The organism is Bradyrhizobium sp. 76 (assembly GCF_023073025.1).
Taxonomy (GTDB): Bacteria; Pseudomonadota; Alphaproteobacteria; order Rhizobiales; family Xanthobacteraceae; genus Bradyrhizobium.
This window is the reverse complement of sequence record NZ_JADPIS010000109.1, coordinates 119,466-132,559: the sequence shown is the minus strand read 5'-3', so window position 1 is coordinate 132,559 and position 13,094 is coordinate 119,466. Positions and strand designations below refer to the sequence as shown.

11 protein-coding genes are annotated in these 13,094 nt (G+C 62.8%); 5 read left to right on the top strand and 6 right to left on the bottom strand.

Annotation, left to right across the window (positions count from 1 at the left end; translation table 11 throughout):
• Nucleotides 1-10 precede the first annotated feature (10 nt).
• Entirely contained in the window at nt 11-1,375 is a 1,365-nt protein-coding gene (locus IVB48_RS30365; RefSeq protein WP_247405894.1) for an FAD-dependent oxidoreductase, read from the bottom strand.
• A gap of 112 nt (nt 1,376-1,487) precedes the next feature.
• Here IVB48_RS30365 and IVB48_RS30360 point away from each other — a divergent pair, with 112 nt between their 5' ends.
• Nucleotides 1,488-2,372 (top strand): LysR family transcriptional regulator, encoded by an 885-nt coding sequence (locus IVB48_RS30360; RefSeq protein ID WP_247405892.1) that lies wholly within the window; start codon nt 1,488-1,490, stop codon nt 2,370-2,372.
• Nucleotides 2,373-2,418: 46 nt separating this feature from the next.
• On the opposite strand, the gene IVB48_RS30355 is transcribed toward IVB48_RS30360, so the two are convergent.
• The 3 genes from IVB48_RS30355 to IVB48_RS30345 all read right to left on the bottom strand — a co-directional run bounded on the left by IVB48_RS30355 (nt 2,419) and on the right by IVB48_RS30345 (nt 6,424).
• On the bottom strand, nt 2,419-4,455 hold the full coding sequence (locus tag IVB48_RS30355) for a HAMP domain-containing methyl-accepting chemotaxis protein (protein WP_247405890.1): 2,037 nt from the start codon (nt 4,453-4,455) through the stop codon (nt 2,419-2,421).
• 16 nt (nt 4,456-4,471) lie between these two features.
• Nucleotides 4,472-5,458, bottom strand: a complete 987-nt coding sequence (locus tag IVB48_RS30350; protein ID WP_027569980.1) for a TRAP transporter substrate-binding protein — start codon at nt 5,456-5,458, stop codon at nt 4,472-4,474.
• A 162-nt stretch (nt 5,459-5,620) separates the two neighbouring features.
• Nucleotides 5,621-6,424 carry an enoyl-CoA hydratase-related protein gene (locus IVB48_RS30345; protein WP_247405888.1) on the bottom strand — a complete coding sequence of 268 codons (804 nt, stop codon included), beginning with the start codon at nt 6,422-6,424 and terminating at the stop codon, nt 5,621-5,623.
• A 154-nt stretch (nt 6,425-6,578) separates the two neighbouring features.
• Between IVB48_RS30345 and IVB48_RS30340 the strand changes: the two genes are divergently transcribed.
• Nucleotides 6,579-7,553: a ketopantoate reductase family protein gene (locus IVB48_RS30340; RefSeq protein ID WP_247405886.1), complete on the top strand. Its 975-nt coding sequence runs from the start codon at nt 6,579-6,581 to the stop codon at nt 7,551-7,553.
• A 4-nt stretch (nt 7,554-7,557) separates the two neighbouring features.
• Here IVB48_RS30340 and IVB48_RS30335 read toward each other — a convergent pair whose 3' ends face one another.
• On the bottom strand, nt 7,558-8,235 hold the full coding sequence (locus tag IVB48_RS30335; protein WP_247363021.1) for an alpha/beta family hydrolase: 678 nt from the start codon (nt 8,233-8,235) through the stop codon (nt 7,558-7,560).
• Between the two features lie 126 nt (nt 8,236-8,361).
• On the opposite strand from IVB48_RS30335, the gene IVB48_RS30330 reads away from it, so the two are divergent.
• Nucleotides 8,362-9,507, top strand: a complete 1,146-nt coding sequence (locus IVB48_RS30330; protein WP_247405884.1) for an acyl-CoA dehydrogenase family protein — start codon at nt 8,362-8,364, stop codon at nt 9,505-9,507.
• A 26-nt stretch (nt 9,508-9,533) separates the two neighbouring features.
• Here the strand turns inward: IVB48_RS30330 and IVB48_RS30325 are convergent, their stop codons facing one another.
• Nucleotides 9,534-10,673, bottom strand: coding sequence for an amidohydrolase/deacetylase family metallohydrolase (locus tag IVB48_RS30325; protein ID WP_247405882.1), 1,140 nt, complete (start codon nt 10,671-10,673; stop codon nt 9,534-9,536).
• Between the two features lie 346 nt (nt 10,674-11,019).
• Here IVB48_RS30325 and IVB48_RS30320 point away from each other — a divergent pair, with 346 nt between their 5' ends.
• Nucleotides 11,020-12,357 carry a site-specific integrase gene (locus IVB48_RS30320; RefSeq protein ID WP_247405880.1) on the top strand — a complete coding sequence of 446 codons (1,338 nt, stop codon included), beginning with the start codon at nt 11,020-11,022 and terminating at the stop codon, nt 12,355-12,357.
• Nucleotides 12,354-12,878 carry a hypothetical protein gene (locus tag IVB48_RS30315; protein WP_247405877.1) on the top strand — a complete coding sequence of 175 codons (525 nt, stop codon included), beginning with the start codon at nt 12,354-12,356 and terminating at the stop codon, nt 12,876-12,878. The genes IVB48_RS30320 and IVB48_RS30315 overlap by 4 nt, the downstream gene beginning before the upstream one ends.
• Nucleotides 12,879-13,094 lie beyond the last annotated feature (216 nt).

Sequence of the window (13,094 nt, the reverse complement as noted above, 5' to 3'; positions counted from 1 at the left end):
TTGCAGTCGGTTACAGGCCCTCGGGCACGGGCTGGTCCCGTCCGATGAAGGCGCCCTGTTGTTTCAACGTTTCCTGCAGCTTTTCAACGGGGATGTCACGTGGGATCCGGTTTCCGGAGAGCGCCAGCGCGGCGGCGGAACCGGCGGCCTCCCCCATCACGAAGCAGGCACCGGAGACCCGGGCCGCCGACTGGCCCTCATGGGTCATCGAGGCGCAGCGGCCGGCGACCAGCAGATTGTCGACGCCTTCGGGCACCAGCATGCGGTAAGGCAGCTCGTTATAGCCGCGCGATTCCGGGATCGGCGGGAAGGTGAAGACGACGTCGCCGGGGACATGGGCCTCGATCGGCCAGCCATTGACCCCGATGGAATCCTCGAACGAGGCGCAGCCGAGCACGTCCTCGCCGCTAAGCTGATAGCCGCCGGTGATGCGGCGGGTTTCGCGGATGCCGAGCTGCGGCGGCAGGTCGACGATGTAGGATTTTTCAAAGCCCGGCACGGTGCGCAGGAATTCGAATGCGGCGAGCGCTTGCTTGCGGCCCTCGATCTCGCCGCGGGTGAGATCGTCAGGCTCGATGCCGTTGATGGCATGGCCGTCCTCGCGCGCCACTTGCGTGAAGTTCACCCGCCATTCGATGCCGGACTTCTGCGGCCGCACGATCGCGCTCTTGCGCGGGAATGTGTGGGTGCCGGCGGCGGTTGCCTTCTCCATCAATTGCGGGATGGTGCGCCAGGCATCGCCGGCCTTCGCGGGATCGATGCCGTTGAGACGGAGCATCATCGACGGGTACATCGGATGACCGTGCTCGTCGCCGAATTCGAACGGCGCGCCGGCCCAGACCGCAAGATCGCCGTCGCCGGAGCAATCGATGAAGATCTCCGATCGCACCGCCTGCCGGCCGGCCTTGGTCTCGACCATCAGCGCATCGATGCGGCTGTTATCACCCATCACGACGCCGGCACCGAGCGCGTGGAAAAGGATGTGCACCTTGTGGCTGGCGAGCAGCTGGTCGGCCGCGATCTTGTAGGCGGCGGTGTCGTAAGCCTGGGCGAAGACCTTGCCGAGAATCAGATGCGGCGCATTGAGGCCGTTCAAGCGATCGATCCGCGCCAGCATCTCGGACGCCATGCCCTGCACCAGCCGGTGGGCCTCGCCGTAAACATTGCCGTGCAGGCCGCAGAAATTGGTGACGCCGGCAGCAGTGCCCATGCCGCCAAGAAAGCCGTAGCGCTCGATCAGCAGCGTCTTCCGTCCCGCGCGTGCGCTTGAGGCCGCCGCCACGATGCCGGCCGGACCGCCGCCGAGCACGACCACTTCATATTCGCCATAGATCGGCACATGGCGCGCCGGTTCTTCGATGGTCATGGCCTGCATGGCGCGTTCTGCTCCCGAAATCTCTTGCTTAAGCCGACTATGAATTAACGCGTGCCGGGCTACAATCCACCAAAATACACGATCAGCTTTCGCGAATCGAGAAAGGTGAAAAATGGACGTCCTCGTGAACCTCCAAGCCTTCCTCGCCACCGCGGACGCCGCCGGATTTTCCGCCGCGGCGAGAAAACTCAACGTCGCGACTTCGGTGGTCGCAAAGCGGGTCACCCAATTGGAGGCGCGGATCGGCACGCCGCTGTTTCATCGCTCGACGCGGCAATTGCGGCTGACCGCGGCCGGCCAGGAATATGTCCAGAGGGCGCGGAGCGTGGTCGCCGATGTCGGCGATCTCCTGTCGCGCATGGGCGAGAAAGGACATGATCTCATCGATCATTTGCGTATCAAGGCACCGACATCGCTGACCATCGCCCGGCTTGCCGATGTGTTCAGCGCGTTCCAGACCCAAAACCCGAAGCTGAAACTCGAAATCGTCTTGATCGACCGTCCCGTCGATCCGGTGACGGAAGGATTCGATATCGCCATCGGCGCGTTCCCGCATTCGTTTGGCGGCGTGGTCGACGAACCCCTATGCCGATTGAAGCGCTTGTTATGCGCGTCGCCGGCCTATCTCGGCGCACACGGGATGCCGCGCCACCCGCGCGATCTGGTCGATCATCGTTGCCTGAGTTTTCTTCCCACTGGCCCGGACTGGGTGTTCGACGGGCCGCGCGACCGTATCACCGTTCAGGTCCGCCCGCTGTTGAGTTCGAACGAAGGCCACGTGCTCGTGAAGAGCGCGATCGCCGGCAACGGCATCGCCTTCATCTCGCACTACCTTGTGGAAGAGGCCCTACGCCAAGGCACGTTGCAGGTCGTGTTGCCGGATTTTCCAATCCCCGATTTATGGGTCAAGGCAACCATTCCCGAGCGACGGGTCCAGGCTGCAGCGGTTCAGGCGCTATTGCGCGAATTGAAGAGTTCGCTGTTGCCGGTGCTGTAAGGCCCGTTTCGTTTGCACCGGCGGCGTCGCCGATCTCTCCGGGAATTCAGGCCGCCGAGCGGATGGTGTGGAGGAAATCGTCGACGTTCGACTTCATTGAATCCGCTTGCTGCTTGAGGGCCGCCGCGACCGTAAGAGCGGCTTCAGCACCGGCGTCGGTCTCGCCCGCCACCGCGCGCACCTGACCGATTTCCCGCGTCACCGCCGTGGTGCCGTTGGCCGCCTCTTCGACGTTGCGGGCGATTTCGCCCGTTGCCGCGCCCTGCTCTTCGACCGCCGCGGCGATCGCGGTGGCGATGTCAGCCATTTCCTTGACGGTGGTGCCGAACTGCTTGATCGCCTGGACCGATTGGCCGGTCGCGCTCTGGATCGTCGCGATCTGGCTGGCGATCTGCTCGGTCGCCTGCGCTGTCTGGGTGGCGAGACTCTTGACCTCGCTGGCGACAATCGCGAAGCCCCGGCCGGCGTCACCGGCGCGGGCCGCTTCGATGGTCGCGTTCAGTGCCAGCAGATTGGTCTGACTGGCGATGGCCTGAATCAATTGAATGATGGTGCCGATCTTTTCGGCTGCGTCCGAGAGCCCATGGATCAAATCGGAGGTGCGGTTGGTCTCGTCGGTCGCCCGGTTCGAGACCGCGACGGAGCGATGCACCTGGCTCGAGATTTCGCGGATCGAGGCCGCGAGCTGCTGGGTGGCGGAGGCGACGGTCTGCACGTTCATCGATGCCTGCTCGGCGCGGGTCGCGACCGCTTCGGCGAGCCCGCGACCACGCTCGGCGACCTTTGCCAACTCCTCGGCGCTGCGCCCCATGTCGTCGGCGCGACCACCGACACCGGCAATCACCCCCTGCATGCCCTGCCCGAAGCGGCCGGCAAGATCAGACATCATGCGGGCACGGTCGGCCTCGGTAGCTTCGCGCTGTGCCGTGGCTTCGCCTTCCATACGACGAACCGCCAGTGCGTTTTCGCGGAACACCTCGACGGCACGCGCCATGCGGCCGATTTCGTCGCGCGATTCGCCGTCCGGAATGGGATCATCGAGCTCGCCCGCCGCCAGCGATTGCATCCGGTCTGTCATGCCGCGAATCGGGCCGGATACGCTGGCGCCGATCAGCCATGCGAGCACCGCTCCCAGCAGCAGCGCGCCGACCGCGGTCGCGATGACGGTCTGTTTGGTTTGATCGACCGCTGCCGAGGTCTTGTCACCCTGCTCGGCGCGCACGGTGCCGAGCTTCGCATTGATCTTGTTGACCTGATCGTCGATCGCCGCACTCGCCTTCTTCAGTTCGGCCTGCCTGGCGCGCAGATCGGCGGCAACCTTGATGACCTCTTCGAGCGCCGTCGTGTCGGCGGCGATCGCGGTCTTGAGTGCTGCGACCAGCGTCTTCAATTTGGGGGCGTCCGCCGTCGCCAGCTCAGCCTCGGTGTCTGCGATCGCCAACCGGGCGTAGGACAACGCCTGCCTGGCGTCGTCGGCATCGCCCGTCGACAAAGTGGATCCGTAGCGCATCACGGTGACGCGCAGCGCGTCGACGACGCCGGCCAGCCGCATCGGGTTGACAAGCCGTTCCGCATCATCCGAGCGATTGGCAAGCGCAACCTGAATGCCGCTGACATTGAGGCCGGCGGCCGCGCCCTGGGCGTCGGTCTTCGTGGTGGCGGCGCGCAGCCGATCCGCGGCATCCGCCGCCGCGGTGAACGACGAACGATAGGTTTCCAGCGCCGTCTTGACCGGGCCGATGCCTTCCGCGATCGCTTGCAGTTTGCCGAATTGCCGATCGGCCTGATCGGCCAGTTTGCCCACGCCGTCGATCGCCTTGGCCGCGGCATCCTTGTCGCCGACATTCCAGGTTCGGATGAATTTCTCGACCGCCGAGTTCGCTTCCAAAAGCGCGGCACGCGCCTGTGACATGCCGGCGTCGCCAGCAGCGCTGGTCACGAGGTCATTGACCGTTCCTCCGATCCGCTCGACCTGGACTACGGCAAAGCCCGCCAGCAGGACCAGAAAGCTGAGAACCAGCGCGAAACCGCCAAACACGCGCGGACGGATGCCGACCCGGGACATCATGTGCGATAATTTCATGGGAATCCCGAAATTCTTACTGGGTGGACCGGATGGTGGCGAGCAGATCCTTGCCGAACCGCTTCTCGAATTCCTGATCGAGCGGCTTGACCGCGTCGACGAAGGGTTGGCGATCGAATTTCTCGATCACGTCCATGCCGCCGTTGCGCACCTGCTCGAGCGACGCGGCATCGAGCTTTGCCTGCCATGTCGCCTCCGCCCCCGCCTTTGCCTGCGCGATCAGCGTTGCCTGGTCGGCCGGAGTGAGCTGCTCGAACATGGCACGGTTGGCGATGAACACGATCGGCGCGAAGAAGTGGCCGGTCAATGTGAGGTATTTCTGGACTTCATAGAGACGGGAGCCGGCAATGGTTGGCACCGGATTTTCCTGCCCATCGAGCCGGCCGTCCTTGAGCGCGGTATAGACCAGCGGAAATTCCATCGGGACCACTTCGGCACCGAGCGCCTTGAACGTCATCTGATAGATCGGGTTCGGGATGACACGAATCTTCAGACCCTTGATATCGTCGGGGCTACGAACGGGCCGTTTTGAATTCGTGACGTTGCGGAAGCCCTGTCGGCCAATCGCCAGCAGGGTCAGCCCCTTATCGCCGAATTTGGCGGCGATTGCCGCGCCGGCCGGACCTTGCGCCACGGCCTTGGCGTGAGCCGTATCGCGAAACAGGAAGGGAATGTCGAACACGCCGAGTTCGGGGACGACCGCACTGACCACCGAACCCGACAGCACCGCCATATCGACGGCGCCGGACTGCGTCGCTGCGAGAATGGCGTTCTCGCTCCCGAGCGCATTGGTGGCGCGCTGGTCGATCACGATGTGCTTGCCGGACAATGCCACCAGCTTCTGGCGAAACTCATCCGCCCCGATCTGCTGCGGGCTTCCGAGCTGGGAATTGAACGCCAGAGAGACCAGCCGAGGTGAAGCGGCAACCGGATGCAGGACCAGCAGCGTTGCCGCCGCGACGATCGATCCGGCCTTCCAAAACCCCAGAACTTCTCTGTGCATTCGACACCATGGCGTGACAATTGTCGTAACCATAATGGCCGGGAATGATTGAACTCTTAAGGATGGCCCCGCGGAATTACGGGGATTCGAATCGGTCCCGCGGACAAGATTTGGGGATGATGCACGATGCAGATCGTATCGGGCTGCCGCAGAGCGGCGCGCTCATGCCTTGCCGCCGCTCCAATTCGCCGCGCGCTTTTCGGCGAACGACGCCAGCCCTTCCGCGGCTTCCGCACTCTGTCGCTTGACCGAATGCAGGTGCACGAGCCGCTTGTAAGCGGCATCGTCGACTGCCATTCCGCCGAACGAGCTCTCCAGCGCCAGCCGCTTGGTCTCGGCCATCGCTTCAGGTCCGTTGGCAAGCAACTGCTCGACCACCTTGGCGCCGGCGGCCTCGAGATCGGCGAGCGGCACGACCTCGTGGACGAGGCCGATGCGGCGGGCGTCCTCGGCGCCGAAACGTTCACCTGTCAGCGCGTAGCGGCGGACTTGCCGTACGCCGATGGCATCGCAGAGCTGCGGAATGATGATGGCCGCGGTCAGGCCCCAGCGCACTTCGGTGATCGAGAACAGGGCGTTGTCGGCCGCGATCACGACGTCGCAGGCTGCGATCACGCCGGTGCCGCCGCCGAAGCAGCCGCCCTGCACTAGCGCAACCGTCGGGATCGGCAGCGTGTTGAGCCGCTGCACGGCCTCGAACGTCGCACGCGACGCGGCCTCGTTCGCCTCAGTCGATTGCGGCCGGACGCCGTTGATCCATTTGAGGTCGGCGCCGGCCTGGAAATGCTTGCCATTGCCCCGGAGCACGACGACGCGAAGGTTGGGCTTGCTGCCGAGATCGTCCATGGCCGCAAGCACGCCCGCGATCAATGCGCCGTCATAGGCGTTGTTGACCTCCGGCCGGTTCAACGTGACGGTCGCAACCCCACGCGCGTCCAGGGTCCACAGGACGGGGCTGTCGGTCATTGGTGTTCCTCCGCTCGTTTGTTTGGCGCGCACTATGACCGAGGCTCCGCACCTTGATCCATATCTTTCGAGCGTAGGGCAGCCGCGTCCATCGCATGGCGGCTTGTGTCATGCTGCCGCGGGGCGGCATCAAGGGATCAGGGACGGACATTACATGCGCATCTGCATTTTCGGCGCGGGCGCCGTCGGCAGCCATCTCGCGGTCAGGCTGGCCCGCGCCGGCCACGAGGTCTCGTGCGTGATGCGCGGCGCCCACCTGGAGGCGGTCCGGGCCAACGGCCTCAAGCTGCGCGTCGGCGATTCCGAGGTCTCCGCCAAAGTGAACGCCTCCGGCGATCCGGCCCAGCTCGGCCCACAGGACGTCGTGATCAGCACCTTGAAGGCAACCGCGTTGACCGGGCTGGTCTCCAGTCTCAAGCCGCTGCTGCAGGACGACACCGCCATCGTGTTCGCGCAGAACGGCATTCCCTGGTGGTACGGGATCGGCCTGCCGCCGCGACACCCGACTCCGCCCGACATTTCCTTCCTCGACCCGGGCGGGCGCTTGCGCGCCTGCATTCCGAAGGAGCGGATCATCGGTGGCGTGGTCTTCTCCTCGAACGAGGTGATCGCGCCCGGTGTGGTGCAGAACCTGACGCCGGACCGCAACCGCCTGCTGATCGGCGAATGCGACGATCGCAATTGCGAGCGCATCACGACGCTGCGCGGTGTCTTCACAGACGCGAGGCTGGAATCGCCGCCGGTCGCCGAGATCCGCGAGGCGATCTGGTCAAAGCTGCTGACCAACATGTCGTTGTCGGTGCTGTGCCTGCTCACCGGCCAGACCGCGCGCGGCGTGCGCGACGATCCTGCGTTCGCCGAGGTTATCCCGCGGATGCTGAACGAGGCCAACGAGATCGCCCAGCACTTCATCCCCGAGGTCAAGCGCGTATCACGCAGCGGCCCCGCCCCCAATCACAAGCCGTCGCTGCTGCAGGATTACGAGCTCGGCCGCGCCATGGAGATCGACGTCCTGGTGAAGGCGCCCCAAGCCTTCGCGCGCACCGCCGGCCTGTCCACGCCAACGCTCGACCTGATCGCCGCCCTCGCGATCCAGAAAGCGCGCGACAAAGGGCTTTATTCGTCGTGAGATTTCAGGCGAGCTTGTCGATCCAGACCACCAGCGCATCAAGCACCTCCGCAAGCGCCTCCTCATTGCTGCGGCCGGACCTTTTGAGCACCGCGAAGGAGTGATCGCCGCCTTCGACCTCGTGCAGCGTCGCTTTCGGGGCAAGAGCGGCGATGACGGGCTTGAGGAGGCCGAGATCGGCGAGCCCGTCGCGGGTGCCTTGCAGGAACAGCATCGGGATCTCGACACGGGCCAGGTGCTCGGCGCGCTCCGTCGACGGCTTCTTGTCGGCGTGCAGGGGAAAGCCGAGGAAGGCGAGCCCTTTGACATCAGGCAGCGGCGTCTTGGACTGCGCCTGCGATGTCATGCGCCCGCCGAAGGATTTTCCGCCCGCGACGAGCTTCACACCTGGGCAGAGCCGCGCGGCTTCCTCGACTGCCGCGCGGATCGTGGCATGGGCGACCGCCGGCTGGTCGGGACGGCCCAGCTTGTTCTCCATGTAGGGAAAATTGAAGCGGAAAGTCGCGATGCCGCGAGCAGCGAGCCCCTCCGCAATCTTGTCCATCGATGCGTGCCGCATCCCTGCACCGGCACCATGCGCCAGCACGTAGCAGCCGCGCGCCTTGTCCGGCTGCATCAGGATCGCGGAGACCGTGCCGATGCGCGCGATGTCGAGCTTGAGCTCTTTGGTTTTGGCAGCCACAATCAACCATTCCGACAGACGCTACTCCGGCCGCCTTGGTAGCGTCACCGGCGCAGCCTGAAAACACAATAATTGCCGCTGCCGACTGGCCTACCAAGCCGGCCAGCCGCATCAACCGAGGTTTCCATGTCCTACCGCTCCTCCTGGATGACCGAAGAGCTCGAAATCTTCCGCGACCAGTTCCGGAAATACCTTGCCAAGGATCTGGCCCCGCATGCCGAAAAATGGCGCGAGCAGAAGATGGTCGACCGCTTTGCCTGGCGCGGGCTCGGCGAGATGGGCGCGCTGCTGGCGAGCGTGCCAGAGGAATATGGCGGCCTCGGCGCGACGTTCGCCTATGACGCCGCCGTGCTCGACGACCTCGAAAGCACGGTACCGGAGCTGACGACCGGCGTCTCCGTGCACAGCGCCATCGTCGCCCACTACATCCTCAATTACGGCTCCGAGGAGCAGAAGAAGCGTTGGCTGCCGAAGATGGCCACCGGCGAGATGGTCGGCGCTATCGCCATGACCGAGCCCGGCACCGGCTCGGATTTGCAGGCCGTCAAGACCACCGCCAGGAAGCAGGGCAATTCCTACGTCATCAACGGACAGAAGACTTTCATCACCAACGGCCAGGCCGCCGATCTCGTCATCGTGGTCGCGCGCACCGGCGATGTCGGCGCCAAGGGAATTTCGCTGATCGTGGTCGAAACCTCAGGAGCGGATGGATACAAGCGCGGGCGCAACCTCGACAAGATCGGCCTGCATGCCTCCGACACGTCCGAGCTGTTCTTCGACAACGTCGCGGTCCCGCCAGACAATTTGCTCGGCGGCGAGGAAGGCCAGGGCTTCGTGCAGCTGATGCAGCAATTGCCGCAGGAGCGCCTCGCGCTCGCCGTCGGCGCGGTCGCCGCGATGGAGCGCGCGATAAAACTCACCGTCGACTACACCAAGGAGCGAAAGGCGTTCGGCAAGCCGCTGATGGATTTCCAGAACACCGCCTTCAAGCTCGCCGAGCGCAAGACCGAAGCGATGATCGCGCGCGTCTTCGTCGACTGGTGCATCGAGCGACTGGTCGCCAAGGACCTCGACACCGTCACGGCGTCGATGGCGAAATACTGGTGCTCGGAGAAGCAGGTCGAGACCGCCGACGAATGCCTCCAGCTGTTCGGCGGTTACGGCTACATGCAGGAATATCCGATCTCGCGCATCTTCATCGATTCCCGCATCCAGAAGATCTATGGCGGCACGAACGAGATCATGAAGCTGTTGATCGCGAGGTCGCTGTAATCAGGTCGCTGTGAGCGGCCTGCCGCTCAATTCGGATGCCACCAGCGGCCGCCGATGACGACGCCTTCGGACGTGATCTTGCGATCACCGATCAGGTGCTCGCCGACGACGTCCTCATAGTCGAACTGGCCTTCCCTCACCGAGATCAGCGTGGCGTCGCCGACGCTGCCCGGCTTGAGGCTGCCGAGTTCGGGCCGCCGCAGCGCCATCGCGGCGTTGACGGTCGAGGTTGCGATGACGTCGGATAGCGGCATGCCCATGCACAGGAATTTCGACAGGGTCGTCACCTGGTCGAAGGCCGGGCCGTCGATGCAGAGCTGATGAATGTCGGACGAGATGGTGTCCGGATAGAAGCCGTTGGCGAGCATGGCACGCGCGGTCTTGAACGCGAACGAGCCCTTGCCGTGGCCGATGTCGAACAGCACGCCGCGCTCTCGCGCGTCGAGCACCGCCCGCTTCACCGTGCCCTGCGCGGTCGCGGGCGTGTTGGGGAAGGGCCGGAACGCGTGGGTGAGCACGTCGCCGGGGCGCAGGCGCGCCAGCACCTCCTCGTAGCTCGGCGGCGGATGATCGATATGCGCCATCAGCGGCATGCCGACCTCGTTCGCGACCTCGAGCGCGATGTCGAGCGGCACGACGCCCGACGTGCCCGAGGAGTGCAAGCCCACGCGCACCTTGATGCCGACGATGAGATCGCGGTTGGCATCGGCCACCTTGGCCGCCTCGATCGGATTCATCAGCCGCAATTCCTCGCTCTCGCCCACCATGATCCGGTGCGAGAAGCCGAAAATGCCGGCATGCGAGACGTGAAGATAAGCGAGAATGCGGACCTGGCTTGGCTCGATCACATGCTTGCGGAAGCCCGCGAAATTGCCGGGCCCCGCGCTGCCGGTATCGACCGCGGTGGTGACGCCGGAGAGACGGCAGAATTCCTCGGCATCGATGCCGAGAGAAGTGCCGCCCCAATAGACATGGGTGTGGAGATCGATCAGCCCCGGCGTCACGATGAACTGCGAGACGTCGCGCACGTCAGTGCCCGGATCGGCCTTGAGCCCGGCGCCGATCGCAGCGACCTTGCCCCCGGAAAAGGCGACATCGGTCACGGCGTCGAGCTTCTGGGACGGATCGACCACACGGCCGCCGCGCAGGATCAAGTCGAAAGGCATCGTGGTCTCCGGATGGGGCGGTGAGGCGGGCCGGCAGTCAGTCCGGGCCAGGAAGGAAGCTTCGCGCTTCTAGCAATTTTTGCGCCGACAAGCGTGGCAAACGCGACGATTGCTCACTGAAAAACTGGCGATCCCGGCATGACTCGAACATGCGACCTACGGTTTAGGAATTAGGCAGTCATGGTTAACGAGGATTAACCTAAGCTAACCTTTTTGGAGCAAATCCAGCGTTATACAGGGCTAAGTCGCTGATTTCACGGTATAAGTAAAGTCGTGAATACCAATTGGCGTAACGAGCCAAAACGCACCGGTTGCGTTACCCGCCCGTTACCCGGCGTAGGTCTAAATGGCTAAATCCCTTACTGCGGCGGCCGTTAATAAGTTTTGCAAAGGCGCGGTCCGACGGGAAATTCCTGATGGCGGATGCCAGGGATTGTACCTCATCATCCAACCAAGCGGCGCCAAGTCTTGGGCCTTGCGATATCGGAGACCAGATAAGCGGCCAGCAAAACTCGTGCTTGGTCCGGTTGTCGAATTAGCGAAGGGAGCAACCGAGGAGCCGCCCGTAATCGGCGGACATCTAACACTGGCCGGCGCGCGCAGCCTCGTCGCCAAATTGCAGCATCAGATTGCTCAGGGTCGCGATCCTGCTGCGATTCATTTCGCGGAAAAAGACTCCGCCCGCGCAACTTTTGCCGATCGTTTGAAAAATACCTTCGACAACTCGGCGCGTGAATTTATCGAGCAACATGCGCGCAAGAAAACGCGCCGCTGGCACGAACAGGCCCGCCTCCTTGGATTCCGACCCGATGACCTTTTATTGATCCCTAATGGCCTTGCAAGCAGGTGGGCCAAACGTCCTGTCGTCGAGATTGACGGTTTTGACATTCACTCGATTGTTGACGAGACGCGCCACAGCGGCGCTCCTGGACTTCGGAGACGGAGCGAGGCTCCCACGGAGGCCCGCGCCCGAGCCATGTTTAGCGTCTTGTCGAAAATGTTCCGTTGGCTTGTTCAGCACCGACGGCTGTTGCAGAATCCTTGCGTAGGCGTGCATCGCCCCGACACCCCCAAATCCCGCGACAGAGTGCTGTCCGACCCGGAGATTATAGTGTTTTGGGAAGCTGCTGATGCGGAGCCGACAGTTTTTGCTGCACCTCTAAAATTATTGCTGCTGACTGGATGCCGCCTCAACGAGGTTGCAGGCATGCAATTATCTGAGCTGAATAGCGATCAATCCACATGGATTATTCCCGGTGGGCGAACCAAAAATGGACGAGCGCACTCTGTACCCCTATCTCAATTCGCCCAGACAATTCTCCAAGGTGCCCTGGAACAGCGAGGATCGAACGAACTGGCATTTTCTACGACGAACAAGTCTCCCGTTAGCGGCTGGTCCAAGGTCAAACGGCGTCTAGATCACCGAATGAAGGTGGCTGATTGGCGATTGCATGACCTTCGCCGCACCACAGCAACGGGCATGGCTGATATCGGCATTCAACCACATATAGTAGAGGCAGCTCTCAATCATATAAGTGGAACCAAATCCGGCGTTGCCGGTGTTTACAACAGAGCGCTGTACGCCGCAGAAAAGAAAGTGGCCTTAGAATGCTGGGCCAAGCATGTAGAGAGCATCATTTGCGGCGCAGCGAACGTAGTAGCGTTCAAGCGAGGCCGAGTATGAAACCAATGCCGCCGGAATTTTTTAGACCGAAAAAGGGAGCAAGTCTCAAGACTCAGCGGGCGAACAACGACGCTATGCTGGATTGGCTTGACCTGGAGTTGGAGCAACAAACCTCGCGCGAGCTATCCGATGCTTCGGCAAACTGGCGGCTCATGCCCCTTGGCGAAGATTATGATATTCTGTTGGCGCGACATGGGAAGCCGGAGAAGCTACGAGAACGCTATCCGAAATTCGCAGATTGCATTCAATCTCCTAAAAGGCGCGGCAAGCCACCTCAACTCCGATATAGCATTTCATCAGTTAAGTTTGTTGTTGGTCTTGCAAAGCGCATTCGGAAGCTCTGGCGTGACAACTACGGCCTAGTCGTTCGAAAGCGGGGCGAGAAAACTGCTGAGCAATTCGCATTGGACATTTATAATGGCTGGGTAGGCAACTCCGGCTTGACGATGCGCGCCGTTTTGGCAGCCAAAAAGCCGAGCGGCAAGCGCAAGAGCTCCCGAACGAATTCCCGCCTTAAATAGGATATTTAACGCGGTAGATTGCCCTATTCCGATCCAGCACAGTTCGATCCATCAACATGCTGGAGCAATCGATGCTAAACGCCCCCAATACACCCTCTTGTCCAGACCACTTGGTTCCAGACCCGATCATTGCGAAGGAATTTAGCGTCACACTCATGACGCTTTGGCGATGGTCTCGCGATCGCAATCTGACGTTCCCGCCCGTTATCAAGATCC

What these genes read in the sequence shown, in the direction of transcription:
- IVB48_RS30365 (WP_247405894.1), bottom strand. Translation starts at nt 1,375, where the DNA reads ATGCAGGCCATGACCATCGAAGAACCGGCGCGCCATGTGCCGATCTAT.
- IVB48_RS30320 (WP_247405880.1), top strand. Translation starts at nt 11,020, where the DNA reads ATGGCTAAATCCCTTACTGCGGCGGCCGTTAATAAGTTTTGCAAAGGC.
- IVB48_RS30355 (WP_247405890.1), bottom strand. Translation starts at nt 4,455, where the DNA reads ATGAAATTATCGCACATGATGTCCCGGGTCGGCATCCGTCCGCGCGTG.
- IVB48_RS30330 (WP_247405884.1), top strand. Translation starts at nt 8,362, where the DNA reads ATGTCCTACCGCTCCTCCTGGATGACCGAAGAGCTCGAAATCTTCCGC.
- IVB48_RS30350 (WP_027569980.1), bottom strand. Translation starts at nt 5,458, where the DNA reads ATGCACAGAGAAGTTCTGGGGTTTTGGAAGGCCGGATCGATCGTCGCG.
- IVB48_RS30340 (WP_247405886.1), top strand. Translation starts at nt 6,579, where the DNA reads ATGCGCATCTGCATTTTCGGCGCGGGCGCCGTCGGCAGCCATCTCGCG.
- IVB48_RS30360 (WP_247405892.1), top strand. Translation starts at nt 1,488, where the DNA reads ATGGACGTCCTCGTGAACCTCCAAGCCTTCCTCGCCACCGCGGACGCC.
- IVB48_RS30315 (WP_247405877.1), top strand. Translation starts at nt 12,354, where the DNA reads ATGAAACCAATGCCGCCGGAATTTTTTAGACCGAAAAAGGGAGCAAGT.
- IVB48_RS30345 (WP_247405888.1), bottom strand. Translation starts at nt 6,424, where the DNA reads ATGACCGACAGCCCCGTCCTGTGGACCCTGGACGCGCGTGGGGTTGCG.
- IVB48_RS30325 (WP_247405882.1), bottom strand. Translation starts at nt 10,673, where the DNA reads ATGCCTTTCGACTTGATCCTGCGCGGCGGCCGTGTGGTCGATCCGTCC.